This window comes from Flavobacterium sp. PL12 (assembly GCF_039123485.1).
GTDB lineage: Bacteria > Bacteroidota > Bacteroidia > Flavobacteriales > Flavobacteriaceae > Flavobacterium > Flavobacterium weaverense.
The window spans coordinates 1-17,851 of the sequence record NZ_JBANDI010000025.1; the positions used below are offsets into that span (position 1 = coordinate 1).

Genomic DNA, 17,851 nt, shown 5'->3' on the forward strand with positions numbered 1-17,851 from the left:
TAAAGTAAGGTCAAGTAAGGGATTACTAGTCCATATTTTTGGAAAAATAGCATCTGCTTTTATAAATTTAATTTTTTAACCCTTGATTCGCATTAATAATAAAAAGGTATGTCTAAAAAAAGACTGAAAAGACGCAAAATCAAAGAAAATTTATTCAATAAAAGACGTTTAATAATTTTAAACGAAGACACATTTGAGGAAACTTTTTCGTTGAAACTTACTTTGATGAACGTATTTATAGTAGCAACCTTGGGAGCTATTATTATTACAACTATTACTACTTTTATAATTGCTTTTACTCCTTTACGTGAATTTATTCCTGGGTATTCTTCAACAAAATTAAAAAAAGATGCTACTGAGTTAGCACTAAAGTCTGATTCTTTAACTGTTGCTTTAAAGAAAAATGAAGCTTACATTTTGTCAATAAGAAAAGTTCTCACAGGACAATTAGATTATGCTAAGTTTAATAAAGATTCGATACTTTCCTCTACTGAAGAGATAGTTAGCCCTGAGAAATTAAAAGCTTCAGAGGAAGAACTAGAATTACGTAATGACGTTTTAAAAGAGGAAAAAGATGCTCAACCTAATAAAGATGTAGCGCCTAAAAAGAGAAGTACTAAAAAATCTAAAAATTAAAAAAGTGCCTTTGTGTCTTGATGACAAAATAAAACAACTATGTCAATAAAATCTATTGCAGCAAAAATATTTGCTAAGAAAATATATAATAAAACCCAAGCGTGGGTTAATACACCGGTTGAAACTCAAAAAAAAGTTTTTCTTAAATTGATACGAGAAGCCAAGAATACGCAATTTGGTATCGATCATCATTTTGAAAAAATAAAAACTACTTCTGATTTTGCTAAACATGTTCCAGTAAGAGATTACGAAGGATTAAAACCTTATGTTGATAAGGTTGTAAACGGCGTTGAAAATGTACTTTGGAAAGGGAAACCTTTATATTTTGCAAAAACTTCTGGTACAACATCTGGCGCAAAATACATTCCACTAACTAAGGAATCGATGCCGTATCATATTGAAGCTGCTAGAAATGCGATTTTGCATTATATTCACGAAACTGGAAATGCAGATTTTGTCGATGGAAAAATGATTTTTCTACAAGGTAGCCCAATTCTCGAAGAACAAAATGGTGTGAAACTGGGTCGTTTGTCTGGTATTGTAGCTCATTTTGTTCCAAAATATCTTCAAAAAAATAGAATGCCATCATTAGAAACTAATTGCATTGAGGATTGGGAAACTAAAGTGAACGCTATAGTCGAAGAAACTTTTAGCGAAAATATGTCTGTGATTTCTGGGATTCCTTCTTGGGTCCAAATGTATTTTGAGAAATTACAAGAAAAAGGAGGAAAACCAGTAGGCGAAATATTTAAAAATTTCAATTTGTTTATTTACGGCGGTGTCAATTATGAGCCCTATCGCGCTAAATTTGAAAATTTAATAGGTCGAAAAGTAGATAGTATCGAGTTATTTCCAGCTTCTGAAGGATTTTTTGCTTATCAGGATTCTCAGAAAGAAAAAGGAATGTTGTTACTATTGAACGGCGGAATTTTCTATGAATTTATAAAAAGCGACGAATTTCAAAATGAAAATGCTAAACGATATACCATTGGCGAAGTTGAATTAAATGTCAATTATGTTTTGATTATTTCAACTAATGCAGGATTGTGGGGATATAACATTGGTGATACCGTTCAATTTGTTTGTTTAAAACCGTATAGAATTATCGTTTCAGGTCGAATTAAACATTATATTTCTGCTTTTGGAGAGCATGTAATAGGGAAAGAAGTGGAAAGTGCTTTACAAGAAGCCATTGAAGGAACTGCTGTTAGAATAAACGAATTTACTGTTGCGCCTCAAATTTCGCCAGCAACTGGTTTACCTTACCATGAATGGTTTGTAGAATTTGAGAACGAACCAGAGAACAGCGCTACTTTTGCGGAAGCGATAGATAATGCGATGCGAAAACAAAACATGTATTATGACGATTTGATTGTTGGTAAAGTGCTTCAAAAGTTGGTTGTTACTCCTGTTATCAAAAATGGTTTTCAAGATTATATGAAATCAATTGGCAAATTAGGAGGACAAAATAAAATTCCAAGACTTTCTAACGATAGGAAGATTGTTGATTTATTGAAAAGTAAATAAATACCTTACCTTTGAAGGCTATAAAAAAATTAGAAAATGAAATGAGCGTACCGAAATTTCGATGAAATATACACTCGAGATTTACGCAAATTCCATATTCGAATAAAAAATAAATAGTTTAATATGAAAGAAACAAAAAATATATCTCGTTCTAGAGCACAAGAATCATCAGCAGCAATTGAAAAAATGTACATTACAATGCGTCATTTATTCAACAGAGGTTTTTATAAACCAATGGGAATTTCTGGTGATACGTTAAGAGAAGCATTACTGGCATTACGTCCAGAAATTTATGGAAATATAGGAGAAGAAAAAGTAGAATTGAATGGACTTTTATATGTAATCGAGCGTCTTCCAGTGGGAATCGAAGAATGCAGATTTATAAACTTAACTTCTGAGGAAGGGTATTCTAAATCTCATTTTCAAGCTATTGTCCCTCCTAAAAGACGACGCAATTGTTATAGGATTGATGAGGAGCAAATGAATGTGGAAATTACCAGAGGTCGTTCTGACATTTATGATATTTTAACACATTTGACTTTTATTTTTATAGAATCTCACAAAATTAGAAATAGAGTTTTACTTGATGACGCAGGTGAAGTTTCTCGTGATTGGTTTAAGCTGGAACAGGCAGTTTCTCAAAAGAAAAAACTGACTTTGGTCGAAAAAGAGAAAGCGATTTCGCATGCAGCCAATATTTTAGGTAGAACATTTGAAGAGGTATTAGATATTTATGATGCTTTTGGGTCTGCTGCTGCACCAGATCGTTTTTTGCATGTTATATTTTGGTTGGGCAAACTAGCTATCGAAGAAATTGTTGACGATAATAAGAGAACGATAACTTTTAGTCCTATTTTAAGAGAGCGCTTAGGTCACCACATTCACGGTGAAATTTGGGCTACAAACATTAAGAAAGTTTTAGAAGAAAATCAGCTTTTAGATCGACCGATTCATGTTATCAGTGCGAATATGCATTCTGTAATGAATTCTATTTTTGCAACTGAGGTTTTAAAAACTAAGTTTAAAGACAAATCAGATTTCTTTATCTATGAAGAATTAAGTAAATCTGGAGCTGATGTTTTAAGAGATGAAGTTTCAGCTGTCGCATTAAAGTACGGAATGATTTCGTTGCCAGATACTTCAGGGACTAATATTGATATTCAAATATTCGATACCGCTAAAATTAATTGGTCAAAAACATCTTTTGCTTCCGCAGATTTAGGTGATAAAAAACCGGTTTTAATTGTTATGGATTACGCTTTTGGAGAACAAGCTTATGAAACAATCGATGAGTTACTGAAACCCTATAAAAAAGATATCCTGATGAATGTTGAGTCGGTTTCTATAATGGGAAAAGCAGGAATTCTAGAAGGTGGAAAAGGAGATATTATGATTCCGAATGCACATATAAATGAAGGAACTGCTGATAATTATTTTTTCGAAAATCAACTAACAGCTGAAATGTTTGAAGGAAATGATATTGCAGTTTTTGCAGGTCCAATGGTTACTGTTTTAGGAACATCATTACAAAATAGAGACTTACTTAAATTTTTCCATGAGTCAACATGGGGAATTATTGGGCTGGAAATGGAAGGTTCCTATTATCAAAAAGCGATTCAATCTGCATCAAAAATTAGAAAGAGTGTGCCTCATGATGTGAAAGTGAGATATGCTTATTACGCCTCAGATAATCCATTAGAAACTGGAAGTACATTAGCTTCTGGCGGATTAGGAACTTCTGGTGTTAAACCAACTTATTTAATTACGATTAAGATTTTAGAACAAATTTTTAACGTAAAATAAATTATAAAATCAGATCATAATTGGTTTTGAACAATTACAAATAATATGAAAAGAATACTTATTACTGGAGCAGCAGGATTTTTAGGCTCTCATCTTTGTGACCGATTTATAAAAGAAGGTTATGCTGTCATAGGTATGGATAATCTTATTACGGGAGACTTAAAAAACATAGAGCATCTTTTCAAATTAGAGCATTTTGAATTTTATCATCATGACATTACAAAATTTGTTCATGTTCCAGGAGATTTAGATTATATTCTTCATTTTGCTTCGCCAGCAAGTCCAATTGATTACCTGAAAATACCAATTCAAACCCTAAAAGTAGGTTCATTAGGAACCCATAATCTTTTAGGTTTAGCTAGAGTTAAAAATGCTAGAATTCTTATTGCATCTACTTCTGAAGTGTATGGAGATCCATTGGTACATCCACAAACCGAAGAATATTATGGTAATGTAAATACGATAGGGCCAAGAGGTGTTTATGATGAAGCTAAGCGATTCCAAGAATCTATTACTATGGCGTATCACACTTTTCATGGCGTGGAGACCAGAATTGTTCGCATTTTTAATACTTACGGACCTCGAATGCGTCTCAATGATGGACGAGTTATTCCAGCATTTATAGGTCAAGCGATTCGTGGAGAAGATTTAACAATTTTTGGCGACGGAATGCAAACGCGTTCTTTTTGTTATGTAGATGATCAAATAGAAGGAATTTTTAGATTACTACATTCTGATTATGTTTTTCCAGTAAATATTGGTAATCCAGATGAAATCACCATTAAGGATTTTGCTGACGAAATAATTAAATTAACAGGAACAAACCAAAAAGTGGTCTATCATCCACTTCCTGTAAATGATCCATTACAAAGACAGCCAGATATCTCTAAAGCTAAAGAGTTATTAGGTTGGGAGGCTAAAATAGGACGTGCTGAAGGAATGAAAATTACGTATGATTATTTTAAATCGTTGTCTAAAGAAGAACTTTCAAAAGAGGAACACAAAGATTTTTCAAGCTATATAAAATAGTGGTTGCAAAAACAGGAAGATATTCAGGCTATATTCGCCCTTTTTCTTATTTGATTGATTTAAGTATCATCAATGCTCTCTCTATTTATATGCTTCCATTTCATAATAATTTAGTGGTATATTCAATACTGATTACTTGTGGATGGTTTGTAAGTGCCATTTATTTAGGATTTTACGAAGTCTATCGGTATACAAAGGTTATTAGTATTTTGAATAAAACGGTAAAACAATCGGTTTTATTTGGCTTGTATTGTCTCGCTTTAGAACTATTTTACTCTGAATTTGGAAATCAAAAAAAGATAGTATTATTTGTCTTTACAGCTACCATTTTAATAGTATTGGTGAAGCTATTTATATATTATTTTCTAAGACGGTTTCGCGTTTTATACGGGGGAAATTATAGAAAAGTAGTACTGTTAGGGAATGATGAAAATATCAAACCGCTAAAACACTTTTTTACTGAGAATCCAGATTATGGATATTTCTTAGAAAATGTATTTTCATTACAGGAACACAAAAAGGAAAAAATCAATCAATGTCTTTCTTTCGTCTTAGAGAACAAAATTGATGAAATTTATTGCGCGATGGCCGATTTGTCAGACAATCAGGTGATTGATATTATTGACTTTGCTGATAATAATTTGAAAACATTAAAGTTTATTCCGAGCGAAAAGCAAATGCTTTCATCTAATATCAAATTCGAATTTTACGATTACATTCCAGTTATTTCACAGCGAAATATTTTACAAGAAGAACGTTTTAATAAAACTGTCAAACGTCTTTTTGATCTTATTTTTTCGACAGTTATTATTGTATTTTTATTGTCTTGGCTAGTGCCAATAATGTCGATACTTATTAAATTAGAGTCCAAAGGACCCTTGTTTTTTGTACAAAAAAGGAATGGTTTAAATTACAAAAATTTCAACTGCTACAAGTTCCGGTCAATGGACTTAAACGACACTGCAGATATGGAATTAGCATCAAAAAATGATATTAGAATAACTAAGATTGGCAAATTTATTCGCAAAACAAGTATAGATGAGTTGCCGCAATTTTTTAATGTATTTTTTGGTGATATGTCTGTCGTTGGACCGCGACCGCACATGGTAAGCGTCACTAATCTATATGCTGCTAAAGTGGATAAGTTCATGGTTCGTCACTTAGTCAAACCTGGCATAACCGGATTAGCTCAAACAAAAGGATATCGTGGTGAAGTGGAAACGGATGACGATATTATTAACAGAGTTAAATATGATATTTTTTATATTGAAAATTGGTCTATTTTATTAGATATAAAGATCATTTTCTTAACTATATTCAACACTTTGAAAGGTGATGATAAAGCGTATTAATATGGAAAATCCCTTAGTATCTATAATTACTCCTTGTTACAATTCTGAAAAATTTATTTTAGAAACTATTCAGTCGGTAAAAAATCAATCTTATGAGAATTGGGAAATGATTATTGTTGATGATGCTTCAATTGACAAAACAGTTTTTATTGCTGAGCAGTTTGCTCTTAACGATAACAGGATTAAAATTTTTAAATTAGAAAAAAATTTAGGAACTGGAATGGCTCGAAATAAAGCTTTAGACATCGCTTCGGGAAAATATATTTCTTTCTTAGATGCCGACGATATGTGGAAATCTGAGAAGCTTAAAAAGCAGATACTTTTTATGCAAAAAAACAACTTACCATTTACGTTTTCTTTTTATGATTGTATTGACGAGCAAGGCAAAACGATAAATAAAAGAGTGGAAGCACCGTTAATTCTTACCTATAAAAGACTATTCTTTTGTAATTATATTGGTAATTTAACAGGTATTTACGATGTTGATTACTTTGGAAAAATAGGTATTTCATCGATTCGAAAACGCCAAGACTGGATGCTTTGGTTGACAATTCTAAAAAAAATGAAGTCGGCCAAGGTTGTTTCTGAAAGTTTAGCGCTATATAGAGTAAGGCAAAACTCAATATCTGCTTCCAAAATTGAGTTGCTAAAGCATAATTTTGCAGTTTACAGAAAATTCCATGGCTACAACTTAGTAATTTCTTTATTTTATATGATGGGTTTTTTATTCACTCAATTATTGATTAAACCGACTTACATTAAACCATCGATTTAAATTGCTTTAACTTGCCACGATTGCTTCTGTTTAAAGTCAGCTTTCTTGTAAATGTGAACTTTAAATTAGATTCTAAATATAATTCTATCGCTACGTTTATTTTTTGAATTTGTTCTCCATTCAATTCCATCTCACTAACATATTCCACTTCAAACGAGTCAATTTTAGTTTGCTTGATAGTGAATTCTTTAACATTTCCATCATCTTCAATTATGCTTTTTGTAATGTAATAAAAAGTTAGTCCAGGAGTTATTTTGCCACTTGGTAAAACTGTAATATCATTTGTACGACCAACTAATGTCTTTAAAATAGGCTTCTTTAAAGTGCTTTTTTCGTCTAGCACTCCAGTATCACCAATTTCGTATCGTATAAATGGATGCGCTTTATTGAATAATGATGTTATCACAATTCGACCCGATATTCCATTTGGGACAGGATTGTTATTTTCATCCAAAATTTCTACAAATAAGGTCTCAGCGTTTACTTGCCATTCTCCATTTTGATTTTCGAACGCTATTAAATCTAATTCTGATGCTCCGTATTCGTTGACAATCGGAATTCCAAATTGCTTCTCCATCAATTTTTTGTCATCCGCAAAAAGCATTTCAGAAGTTACGATGCAAACTTTAACAGTTGGACAAATATCTTTAAGAATAATATTTTTCTTTTCTAAATATTTAGCAAACAAAACGATGGAACTTGTATAACCATTAATGTAATCAAACGGGTTATTTTGAAATTTTATCAATATTTTTTCTAAAACTTTCTCAGACAAATCAAAAATTGGAAATCGATAGCGGCGACTTAAAAAATCTTTAAATCTTTCTTTTTTATTTCCAATAAAATCCAAAGGAATACCATAAAATCGTGCTTGATAAGAAGTATTAAAATTAATACCATGCATGGCAAAACGATGAACTATCGAAGCCCACGTTAATGCATGACAATATTTATCTTTTGCAAAAATAAAAGGTTCTCCGCTCGATCCTGATGTTTTATTAATATAAATATTTTTTTTAGAATATCCTTTTGATAATCTTTCTGATAAAGGTTTTTGTAAGTTTTTTTTATTTAAAATAGGTAAATCATTCCAATTATTAAATAATTTTGAACCAACTAATTCTTGATAAAAAGGATTGTTTTTTAAATGATAATTAACAATTTCTCGTTTTTTATTTTCGATAAATTCAATATATTCCTCATTACTCAACGTTACAATTTTACGCAATTCAGCCTGAGCTTTCTTAAGTGGAAAGCCATTAATTAGTAGCGATAAATCAAAAATTCGAAACATTTTAAAATGATATTTTATCAAAAATAATATATACTAACAACTAATGAACAACATGTGACAAATTTTTGAAAATTAATTACTTTTTCAGTTTAAAAGCAATTATTTTTGCAACATCCTAAAAAAAGGAGACACACAACTAAACTACACACAAAATGAATATTTTACTATTGGGTTCAGGAGGAAGAGAACATGCTTTTGCATGGAAAATGATTCAAAGTACGCTTTGTGATACACTTTTTGTAGCACCTGGAAATGCAGGAACTGCTGCAATAGCTACTAACGTTGCTTTGAGTCCAACTGATTTTGAATCTATAAAAGCATTTGTTATAAAAGAAAATGTAACAATGGTTGTTGTAGGTCCCGAAGATCCATTAGTAAAAGGGATTTATGATTTCTTTCTAAATGATGTAGAGTTAAAAGACATTCCAGTTATTGGACCTTCTAAATTAGGAGCGCAATTAGAAGGGAGCAAGGAATTTGCAAAAGAATTTTTAATTAAACATAATATTCCAACAGCAGCCTATGATAGTTTTACCGCTGAAACTGTAGAAAAGGGATGTGAATTTCTTGAAACTTTACAGCCACCTTATGTTTTAAAAGCAGATGGACTCGCAGCAGGTAAAGGAGTTTTGATTATTCAAGACTTGGCAGAAGCCAAAGAAGAGCTTAGAAATATGTTAGTACATCAAAAATTTGGTGCTGCAAGTTCTAAAGTTGTTATTGAGGAATTCCTTGACGGAATCGAACTGAGCTGTTTTGTTTTGACGGATGGAAAAAATTATAAAATTCTGCCAACTGCTAAAGATTACAAACGGATTGGAGAAGGCGACACAGGACTGAATACTGGCGGAATGGGCGCTGTTTCTCCAGTTCCTTATGTCGACGCTGTTTTGATGGAAAAAATTGAAACGCGCATCGTAAAACCAACTATTGACGGTTTTCAAAAAGATGGTATTCCGTACAAAGGTTTTGTTTTTATTGGATTGATCAATGTGAATAATGAGCCTATCGTTATTGAGTATAACGTAAGAATGGGTGATCCTGAAACAGAAGTAGTTATTCCTAGACTAAAAACGGATTTAGTGGAGTTGTTTTTGGCTACAGCCAATGAAAAACTCAATGAAATCACACTTGAAATTGATGAAAGAAGCGCTACAACTATAATGGTTGTATCTGGCGGTTATCCTGAAGATTTTGAAAAAGGTAAAGTAATTACAGGATTAGAAACTATTGAAGATTCTATAGTTTTCCACGCAGGAACTAAATTAGACAACGGAAATGTTGTTTCTAATGGAGGTAGAGTATTAGCCATAACTTCATACGGAAATGATTTCGAAGAGGCCATAAAAAAATCTTACCAAAATATAGATAAACTAAATTTTGATAAGATGTATTTTAGAAAAGATATTGGAAACGACTTAAAATAGTTTCTAACTGTCGTTCACTTTTTTCTTAATTCTTATTTAAAGAAAGAGTGAGCGGTAGTATCTTGTTTTTCAGTACCAGCATCTTCAAAAATTTTCAATTGTTTGATCCAATATACCATTGCACCAGCACAAATAATCATGAAAATCCAGTTAATTGTATTTGCAGCAAACCAAGATGATAACTCTAAAGAGCGTAAAAAATCGTGAGGAGCAAATAAAATATTCACAAATAAGTATTCTATTCCTTCGAAAAATGCTTTCATAATGTATAAAATTAATTTTAGTAGTTGTTTTTTGAACTCTAACAGATGAAAACTATTGCTTTTGGCAATCTTTACTAACTTTCAGAGTTTACTTTTTAAACAAGTATTATATTTACGAACACAAAAGTATAAAATATCCTTATGATAACAAGTGTTTTTAGAAAATCTACGCCATTAAATTTTTTACTTGTCGGGATTTTGATGCTGTTTTTCTTTTTAATTTTTCAATTGCAAGATTTATCTTGGTTAAGTTCCTTGCCTTTAGCACTTACAAAGGGAGGAATGTTCTGTCTTTTAATAGCTTCAATATTCATTGCAAATTTTGTAACTAAAAAAAATGGATTGAGTAAGGACAGCACCTTTACGATATTTTTCTATTTTTTGTTTCTGCTTTTTTTTCCTTCGGTACTTAATAATACGAATCTAATTCTATCTAACTTTTTCATACTATTAGCATTACGAAGGTTAATTTCGCTGCAATCATTAAAATCGTCAAAAGAAAAAATATTTGATGCCTCATTATGGATTTTTTTAGCAGCATTATTTCATTTTTGGAGTATAATCTTTATTGTTTTAGTTTTTATATCTATAATTTTCCATGTTTCAAGGGATTACAGAAACTGGATATTACCTTTTATCGCTTTTTTCATCGTGGTAATTTTCTATATTATTTTTGCTTTAGTTTTTAATCTGGACGGTATTGAATATTTACAAAACAGTGTTCACACGAATTTTGAGATTAGTTATTTTAAAAATAATTACGAAAACGGTGCCTTATCAATCTATGCCACAATAGCTTTGTTTTTTCTTGTATCCATGTTTAGTACATTATCAGGAAGACCGCAGCTTTTACATACTTCTTATAAAAAAATCATCGCTTCTTTTTTCATTGGAGTACTAATTTATGTAGTTTCACCTGTAAAAAGTAATGATCTTTTAATTTTCACTTTCGCACCCTTAGCCATTATGGCTACTAGTCATATTGAAATGCCTCAAATCAGGCTGAATCAAGAGTTAGTGCTTTATGCGCTTATTATTTGTAGTATGTTTGCTTTTTTTAGTCAGTTATAATTTAACTCCGTAAGCTAAATCACCGGCATCACCCAGACCTGGAACGATGTAATTTTTAGCGTCTAAGCCATCATCTAATGTTCCTATCCAAAGATGGCAATTGTCAGGAAGTTGTTCCTTGAGATGAGCAATTCCTTCTGGTGTTGCAATTACAACTGCAATATGAATTTCTTTTGGTTTACCTCTTTCTAATAATCTATTAAAAACCGCAACAATAGATTGTCCAGTAGCAAGCATTGGATCTAATAACAGCACATTTTTATTATTAATGTCGGCAACAGCTTGATATTCCACTCTAATTTCAAAATAATCATCGTTGTTTGGGTGATGTCTAAAAGCTGAAATAAAGCCATTTTCAGCGCTGTCAAAATAATTTAGAAATCCTTGATGCATTGGTAAACCAGCTCTCAGAATCGAACATAAAACGATTTGATCTTTAATTTCTGTAGTACTTTTTGTTCCTAGAGGCGTCGTAATATTGATGTGTTGATAAGCTAATTCTTTGCTAAGTTCATACGCCATTATTTCACCTATTCGCTCAATATTTCTTCTAAAACGCATGCTGTCTTTATGAACATCGACATTTCTTATTTGGCCTAAAAAATGATTTAGAATGCTATTGTTTTCTGATAAATTATGAATTTGCATGATTTTAATTTTGCTTTTAAACTTCTACAGTTTTTGTTAAACCATAAAAGTATAAAAAGTATCTTTGTATTTATAAAATATAAAAATATGTTTTCAAAACTAGCTTATTCCGTATTCGAAAAAAGTATTAAGGATTATCATGAGTTTGATAATGTAGATCAACCGATCCACAATCCTTATCCTAAAGATAAATTTGAACATTTGTTGTATCACAAGAACTGGATTGATACCGTACAATGGCATTTTGAGGATATTATTAGAGATCCTAATATTGATCCCGTTGCGGCTCTAACTTTAAAAAGAAGAATCGATGCTTCAAATCAGGAGCGTACTGATATGGTTGAATATATTGATAGTTATTTTCTTCAAAAATACAGTACTGTTGTGATTAAAGACAATGCAAAAATCAACTCTGAAAGTCCTGCATGGGCTTTTGATAGATTATCGATTTTAGCTCTTAAAATTTATCACATGAATGAAGAGGCAACTCGCGAGCAAGCTTCTCAAGATCACAGAGATAAATGCCAAGTGAAATTGAATATTTTATTAGAACAAAGAACTGATTTGTCAACAGCTATCGATGATTTATTAGGTGATATCGAGCATGGCGATAAATTCATGAAAGTGTACAAACAAATGAAAATGTACAATGACGATGAGTTAAATCCTGTTTTGTACCAAAATAAAAAATAGTTTTTGAAGCTATTCCAGCTTTCCATTACAATTCCTCACAAAAAAAGTATAGTTTCTATGGTTCTAAAAAGAGCTTCCGCTGGTCGCTTTTTTAGAACCAGAAACTTTACTTTTTTGTTCCGGGATTTTCATTTTAATCTGGGCTAAAACCCACGATCATTATTACAATTGCAAAAAAACATTAAACATATAGCTGTCATGAGACTTTCCGCGATGGGAGATGTCGCAATGACTGTTCCTGTTTTACGAGCTTTTGTAAAACAATATCCAGCCGTTCAGTTGACGGTGATTTCTCGTCCTTTTTTTAAACCTTTCTTTAGCGGAATTCCAAATATTTCTTTTTTTGCTTTCGATGAAAAAGAACGCCATAAAGGTTTTCTAGGATTGTTGCGTTTGTTTCAAGATTTAAAAAAACTAAATATTGATGCTTTCGCTGATTTGCATAATGTTCTTCGTTCCCAAATCATTCGCAATCTTTTTGCTTTAAGCGGAAAAAAAATCGCGTCGGTAGACAAAGGTCGCCAAGGGAAAAAAGAATTAACTCGCACAGAGGATAAAGTATTCAAACAGTTACCTACTATGTTCCAACGGCATGCTACAGTTTTTGAAAAACTTGGATTTCCTATAAATTTATCCAATCCTGATTTTCCAGAAAAAGGAATTTTAGATAAAGAGATTCAAGCAATTATTGGTAACGATTATAAAAAATTAATAGGGATTGCTCCTTTTGCACAATATGATTCTAAAGTATATCCTGTAGATTTAATGCAAAAAGTAATTGAACAATTAGCTAAAAATAGTTCATATACAATTTTACTTTTTGGAGGTGGAAAAAAAGAAATTGAAGTATTAGAATCACTTGCAAAAGATAAAGGAAACGTCATTAACATGGCTGGAAAAATTAAATTTCAACAGGAATTACAAGTAATAAGTAATCTTGATGTTATGCTTTCCATGGATTCTGGCAACGCGCATATTGCTGCCATGCTTGGTGTAAAAGTGGTTACATTATGGGGTGCAACGCATCCATTTGCTGGATTTTCACCTTTTAATCAACCGTTAGAAAACGCTTTAATTTCTGATCGAGAAAAGTATCCTTTACTGCCAACATCAGTTTATGGAAATAAAATAGTAGAAGGTTATGATGACGTCATGCGATCGATTGAACCAGACAAAGTTGTGGCGTATATTCAGTCTATAGTGTAGATTTTTAACTTGGCTCTAAGCCAAATACCATTTTATCTATCTTTTAATTTATAATCGCCTTCCTGAAGTAAAAATTGATTTTTCAAAATAAAGAGCTTCCTCTTCAAAAAGTACCGATTCTATTTGCTGTCTATCTAACTGTATTTTAAAATCTCTTGAAGATATTTGTAGCATTAGCAATTGCTTTTTGTCATTTTACTTAAATTTAAAACAACCAATTCACCTTGTAATTTTTCAAAGAATTTTAATTTTTTTTTTGGTTTCTTCTATAAGATTCGTTTTCTTACTAATAAAAGTTCCTCATTTAGTTAAAATAAAAAATTCCAAAGTCCACTGTTTAATTTGGAGTTTGGAATTTTATTTATTCGGTGATTATTTTTTAAACATCGTCGTAATCGATATAAATACTTTCTGATGTTGGATGTGCTTGACACGTAAGTATTAGTCCACTTGCTATTTCTTTATCAGTAAGGATTGAGTTTTTACTCATTTCAGCAGTTCCTGATGTTACTCGTGCCAGACAGCTACTGCAAATTCCACCTTGACAAGAATATGGAGCATCTATCCCTTGCTTTAAGGCTGCATCAAGGACGGTTTGTTTCTGAGACATTTCAAATGTCGTTTCCTCATCATCAACCATAATGGTGATTTTCGAGTGTCCGCTTAATGATTTTTCAATTTTATTTTCGGCAGTAGAGGAGGCAAACAGTTCGAATTTTATATTAGATTCCTTTACATTATGTTCCTTTAAAACATCAGAAACTATGTTTATCATTTCTTCTGGACCACATAAATAGAACTTATCAAATTCAAGTTCCTTATGCTTATTTTTCAAAACAAAATTTACCGCTGCTTTTTCAATTCTTCCAAATAAAGCATTGTCTGCTTTGGCTTGACTGAAAACATAATGTACAAAAAGACGACCTACATATTTCAATTGTAATTCGTGTAATTCTTGATGAAAGATGGTTTCTTCAGGCGTTTTATTTCCATAAACTAGCACGAATGAACTTTTTGGTTCGTCTTTCAATACTGATTTTAGTATTGAAAGTATGGGCGTGATTCCGCTTCCTGCTGCAAAAGCAACATAATTTTTTTGTCGGTCTGCTTGAGGTTCAAATGTAAATTTACCTTCAGGAGTTCCAACTTCAATTACATCTCCAGCTTTCAGTTTTGTATTAGCAAACTGAGAAAAAGCACCTCCTTTTACAGCTTTTACAGCAATGCGAAGTTCTCCACTTTCTGGCGAAGAACAAATTGAATACGCACGACGTATTTCCTCACCGTCAAGCGTTAATTTCAAATTTAGGTATTGACCCGCAATGAATTTATAATTTGATTTTAGTTCTTCCGGTACGTTAAAAAGTATAGAAACGGCATCTTTAGTTTCGCGCTTTACTTCTTTTATAATTAGTTTTAAAAAGGATGACATGTGATTATTTTTTGACAAAGATAATAAACAGATTAGGTTTCTTAAATCAAAGTGTTTGAAAATTTTAAAGCAGTTGAAATAAGGATCTTTTTTGCCACGAGTTAAAGGAAAATCCGCGAATACTTAATATTCAAAAAACCCAATTAATTTTCTACTGTGAAAAATTAGTAAACTTATGAAAATTTTCATTTTGTGTTAAAATGTTTTACATGTAGTTAATTTTTTAGTAAAATAGTATGTTTACTTTAAAATTAACGTACCTAACATTATTATGTATAGGAATCTTATGTATATTTGTTTTTGAAAAGAGATTGCTTTGCATCTCGTAATGATAAAAAACATGAAGAATTCACAATTATATAAGGGAAGTTTAAATACGATCATCATGAAATTGCTGGAGGAAAACGGTAAAATGTATGGTTATGAGATCACTCAAAAAGTAAAAGCGATTACATCAGGTGAACTTAATATTACCGAAGGAGCCTTATATCCTGCACTACACAAACTCGAAGCCGAAGGTATCCTCGATGTAGAAATCGAAAAAGTAGACAATAGAATGCGCAAATATTATAAACTTACTGAAAAAGGAACTACTGAAACCGTAAACCGACTTTCAGAACTAGAAGATTTTATTAGAAACATGCAGAGTTTAGTAAACCCTAGTCCAAAATTAGAATTTTAAATTTTTATGAAATGAAAGTTAGTGATGAATACAAATTATTATCTCGATACTTTGTCATGCCGAGGCACTAAACATCACAATAATTATGAATTGATGTTTAAAGTAAAAATCATGATAGAATTTTATTAGTCAAACCAAATACTTTGTCATGCTGAGGAACGAACCATCTCCACAAACTATGAAATCATCTTTAAAGCAAAAAACATGATAGAATTTCAGGAAGGGTACCATACTTATTACGTTTATATTCTGACCAATAAAGCAAAAACAGTTTTGTACACTGGCGTTACAAATAATTTAAAAATTAGACTACAGCAACACAAAGACTCCTTAAATCCGAATTCATTTACTGCTAAATATAACGTTCATTACTTATTGTATTTCGAAAAGTTTACATGGATACAAATAGCAATTGCTAAAGAAAAAGAAATTAAAGGATGGAAAAAAGACAAGAAAATCACACTAATAAAAACAATTAACCCTGACTTGAATTTTCTTAATGACTTGTTTGAATAATAGGGTAGAGATGCTTCGTTCCTCAGCATGACAAATAACGTATATAATTCTATTTACTTAAATGTAAGTTCAGAAGAATACTTTAAAAAAACTAAAAAATGATATTACTTAATTCAGATTTTACAAAATGAAATTAACCAAAGACCAAATCCAATTAATAAATGAATCCTTAATTTCAAAGGATGTCATTTATGAAGATGTAAAATTAGAATTGATTGATCATATTGCTTCAGAGATTGAATTAGAACAAGAATCTACTTTTGAAGAAGCCTTTGCAAAGAGTTTTACAAAGTGGGAGTTACTGTTGAAACAAACAAAAAGTGTTGGATGGGGAATTATTGGTCCAAAAATAATTGTCGACAGATATGTTGCTGCGGCATCAAAAATTTTTAAATCGAGTTTATTTTCAACTCTTTTTTTTAGCATTTTGATGACAACGATCACAATAATGTATCCTCAAGAACAGGTTTATACTATTTTGAAATCCTTCTTAACGTCAGTATATATTTTAACGTGTACGGCAATACTAAACATTATGTTTTTTGTTTGGAAATTAAAATCCAAAACGGTTTATGGCTACTTTTTTCTAAAAAGTTCTAGAATGCTACCTTTCCATTTTTATATGATTTACACATTTTTAAATGGACATCACCGCCATTATCAGAGAGGCAGTTTGTTTAGCAATTTTTTAGAGTGGTCTATTACTAGTTTTTTCTTTTTTATAAGTGTCTATTTAATTGGACTTGCAGCAGAGCATTTCAGAATAATAAAAAAATACAAATTAATTTAAAAAATGAAACTAACCACTTCACAAATAAATCAACTTTTCACTTTTACTCGACAACATTATGTCGAGTATTATGATTTGCAATCAGAACTAGTGGATCATCTAGCCAATGCGATAGAAACGCAATGGCAGGAAAATCCCAACCGTTCTTTTGATGAAGCTTTGAATATTGAATTCAAGAAGTTTGGCGTTTTTGGTTTTATGGATGTTGTGGAAAAAAGACAAGTAGCACTTGGAAAAAAATACAACGGTTTGGTTTGGCAACATTTTAAAGATTTTTTTGGTATCCCAAAAATTATCTTGACAATAGCAATGACTTTATTGCTTTTTACTTTTATAAAATTAAGTTTATATAAAGAATGGATTCTAGTTGGTTTTTATATCCTCTTATTAGGCTTTACATTTTATGAAATGTTTAGAAAGAGAAAAACGAGAAAGGAAAGAAAGAAATTAAATGAGAAAAAGTGGCTGTTCGAAGAGATTATCAATCAGTACGGCACTTTTTCTGCAAGAATAATACTGCCTATCAATTTGTTAGTTCAATTAATCAATCATGGCGATAACTTCTTAACTAACGATTATTGGATATTAGGAATTAGTTTTCTTTTTGTATTATTTAGTTTGGTACTTTTTATCGTATTTAACATTATTCCGTCTAAAATTTGTACCTATTTAGAAGCGACACATCCTGAATATAAATTCTAAAAACT

The 17,851-nt window shown here is 31.2% G+C and carries 19 protein-coding genes; 14 read left to right on the forward strand and 5 right to left on the reverse strand.

Going from position 1 to position 17,851, the window contains the following annotated elements:
* Positions 1-108 precede the first annotated feature (108 nt).
* From RCH19_RS11805 to RCH19_RS11830, 6 genes are all read left to right on the forward strand, one after another.
* On the forward strand, positions 109-636 hold the full coding sequence (locus RCH19_RS11805; protein ID WP_343023393.1) for a peptidase: 528 nt from the start codon (positions 109-111) through the stop codon (positions 634-636).
* A 39-nt stretch (positions 637-675) separates the two neighbouring features.
* On the forward strand, positions 676-2,163 hold the full coding sequence (locus tag RCH19_RS11810; RefSeq protein ID WP_343023394.1) for a GH3 auxin-responsive promoter family protein: 1,488 nt from the start codon (positions 676-678) through the stop codon (positions 2,161-2,163).
* A gap of 123 nt (positions 2,164-2,286) precedes the next feature.
* Entirely contained in the window at positions 2,287-3,966 is a 1,680-nt protein-coding gene (locus RCH19_RS11815; RefSeq protein WP_343023395.1) for a hypothetical protein, read from the forward strand.
* A 45-nt stretch (positions 3,967-4,011) separates the two neighbouring features.
* Positions 4,012-4,995 carry a UDP-glucuronic acid decarboxylase family protein gene (locus RCH19_RS11820; RefSeq protein ID WP_343023396.1) on the forward strand — a complete coding sequence of 328 codons (984 nt, stop codon included), beginning with the start codon at positions 4,012-4,014 and terminating at the stop codon, positions 4,993-4,995.
* Complete coding sequence (locus RCH19_RS11825; protein ID WP_343023397.1) at positions 4,995-6,347, forward strand: exopolysaccharide biosynthesis polyprenyl glycosylphosphotransferase; 1,353 nt, start codon at positions 4,995-4,997, stop codon at positions 6,345-6,347. The genes RCH19_RS11820 and RCH19_RS11825 overlap by 1 nt, the downstream gene beginning before the upstream one ends.
* Position 6,348: 1 nt before the next feature.
* The gene (locus tag RCH19_RS11830; protein ID WP_343023398.1) at positions 6,349-7,122 is read left to right on the forward strand and encodes a glycosyltransferase family 2 protein; all 774 of its coding nucleotides are present in this window, start codon (positions 6,349-6,351) and stop codon (positions 7,120-7,122) included.
* Here RCH19_RS11830 and RCH19_RS11835 read toward each other — a convergent pair.
* The gene (locus RCH19_RS11835) at positions 7,106-8,416 is read right to left on the reverse strand and encodes a phenylacetate--CoA ligase family protein (RefSeq protein ID WP_343023399.1); all 1,311 of its coding nucleotides are present in this window, start codon (positions 8,414-8,416) and stop codon (positions 7,106-7,108) included. The two genes, RCH19_RS11830 and RCH19_RS11835, sit on opposite strands and share 17 nt — an antisense overlap.
* 152 nt (positions 8,417-8,568) lie before the next feature.
* Between RCH19_RS11835 and purD the strand changes: the two genes are divergently transcribed.
* Positions 8,569-9,843, forward strand: coding sequence for a phosphoribosylamine--glycine ligase (gene purD / locus RCH19_RS11840; RefSeq protein ID WP_343023400.1), 1,275 nt, complete (start codon positions 8,569-8,571; stop codon positions 9,841-9,843).
* Between the two features lie 32 nt (positions 9,844-9,875).
* Here purD and RCH19_RS11845 read toward each other — a convergent pair whose 3' ends face one another.
* Complete coding sequence (locus RCH19_RS11845; RefSeq protein WP_121924742.1) at positions 9,876-10,106, reverse strand: uracil phosphoribosyltransferase; 231 nt, start codon at positions 10,104-10,106, stop codon at positions 9,876-9,878.
* A 141-nt stretch (positions 10,107-10,247) separates the two neighbouring features.
* Between RCH19_RS11845 and RCH19_RS11850 the strand changes: the two genes are divergently transcribed.
* Positions 10,248-11,177 carry a DUF6427 family protein gene (locus RCH19_RS11850; protein WP_343023401.1) on the forward strand — a complete coding sequence of 310 codons (930 nt, stop codon included), beginning with the start codon at positions 10,248-10,250 and terminating at the stop codon, positions 11,175-11,177.
* On the opposite strand, the gene upp is transcribed toward RCH19_RS11850, so the two are convergent.
* Positions 11,172-11,825, reverse strand: coding sequence for a uracil phosphoribosyltransferase (gene upp, locus RCH19_RS11855; RefSeq protein WP_343023402.1), 654 nt, complete (start codon positions 11,823-11,825; stop codon positions 11,172-11,174). The two genes, RCH19_RS11850 and upp, sit on opposite strands and share 6 nt — an antisense overlap.
* Before the next feature lie 87 nt (positions 11,826-11,912).
* On the opposite strand from upp, the gene RCH19_RS11860 reads away from it, so the two are divergent.
* Both RCH19_RS11860 and RCH19_RS11865 read left to right on the forward strand, forming a co-directional pair.
* The gene (locus tag RCH19_RS11860; protein WP_343023403.1) at positions 11,913-12,518 is read left to right on the forward strand and encodes a DUF4254 domain-containing protein; all 606 of its coding nucleotides are present in this window, start codon (positions 11,913-11,915) and stop codon (positions 12,516-12,518) included.
* A 198-nt stretch (positions 12,519-12,716) separates the two neighbouring features.
* On the forward strand, positions 12,717-13,724 hold the full coding sequence (locus RCH19_RS11865; protein ID WP_343023404.1) for a glycosyltransferase family 9 protein: 1,008 nt from the start codon (positions 12,717-12,719) through the stop codon (positions 13,722-13,724).
* A gap of 48 nt (positions 13,725-13,772) precedes the next feature.
* Here the strand turns inward: RCH19_RS11865 and RCH19_RS11870 are convergent, their stop codons facing one another.
* Positions 13,773-13,898, reverse strand: coding sequence for a hypothetical protein (locus tag RCH19_RS11870; RefSeq protein WP_343023405.1), 126 nt, complete (start codon positions 13,896-13,898; stop codon positions 13,773-13,775).
* Positions 13,899-14,103: 205 nt separating this feature from the next.
* Positions 14,104-15,156 carry a ferredoxin--NADP reductase gene (locus tag RCH19_RS11875; RefSeq protein WP_343023406.1) on the reverse strand — a complete coding sequence of 351 codons (1,053 nt, stop codon included), beginning with the start codon at positions 15,154-15,156 and terminating at the stop codon, positions 14,104-14,106.
* Between the two features lie 340 nt (positions 15,157-15,496).
* On the opposite strand from RCH19_RS11875, the gene RCH19_RS11880 reads away from it, so the two are divergent.
* The 4 genes from RCH19_RS11880 to RCH19_RS11895 all read left to right on the forward strand — a co-directional run bounded on the left by RCH19_RS11880 (position 15,497) and on the right by RCH19_RS11895 (position 17,846).
* Complete coding sequence (locus RCH19_RS11880; protein ID WP_121924747.1) at positions 15,497-15,838, forward strand: helix-turn-helix transcriptional regulator; 342 nt, start codon at positions 15,497-15,499, stop codon at positions 15,836-15,838.
* A gap of 204 nt (positions 15,839-16,042) precedes the next feature.
* Entirely contained in the window at positions 16,043-16,354 is a 312-nt protein-coding gene (locus RCH19_RS11885) for a GIY-YIG nuclease family protein (protein WP_343023407.1), read from the forward strand.
* Between the two features lie 127 nt (positions 16,355-16,481).
* Positions 16,482-17,144, forward strand: a complete 663-nt coding sequence (locus RCH19_RS11890; protein ID WP_343023408.1) for a hypothetical protein — start codon at positions 16,482-16,484, stop codon at positions 17,142-17,144.
* Positions 17,145-17,147: 3 nt separating this feature from the next.
* Positions 17,148-17,846 (forward strand): hypothetical protein, encoded by a 699-nt coding sequence (locus RCH19_RS11895; RefSeq protein WP_343023409.1) that lies wholly within the window; start codon positions 17,148-17,150, stop codon positions 17,844-17,846.
* Positions 17,847-17,851 lie beyond the last annotated feature (5 nt).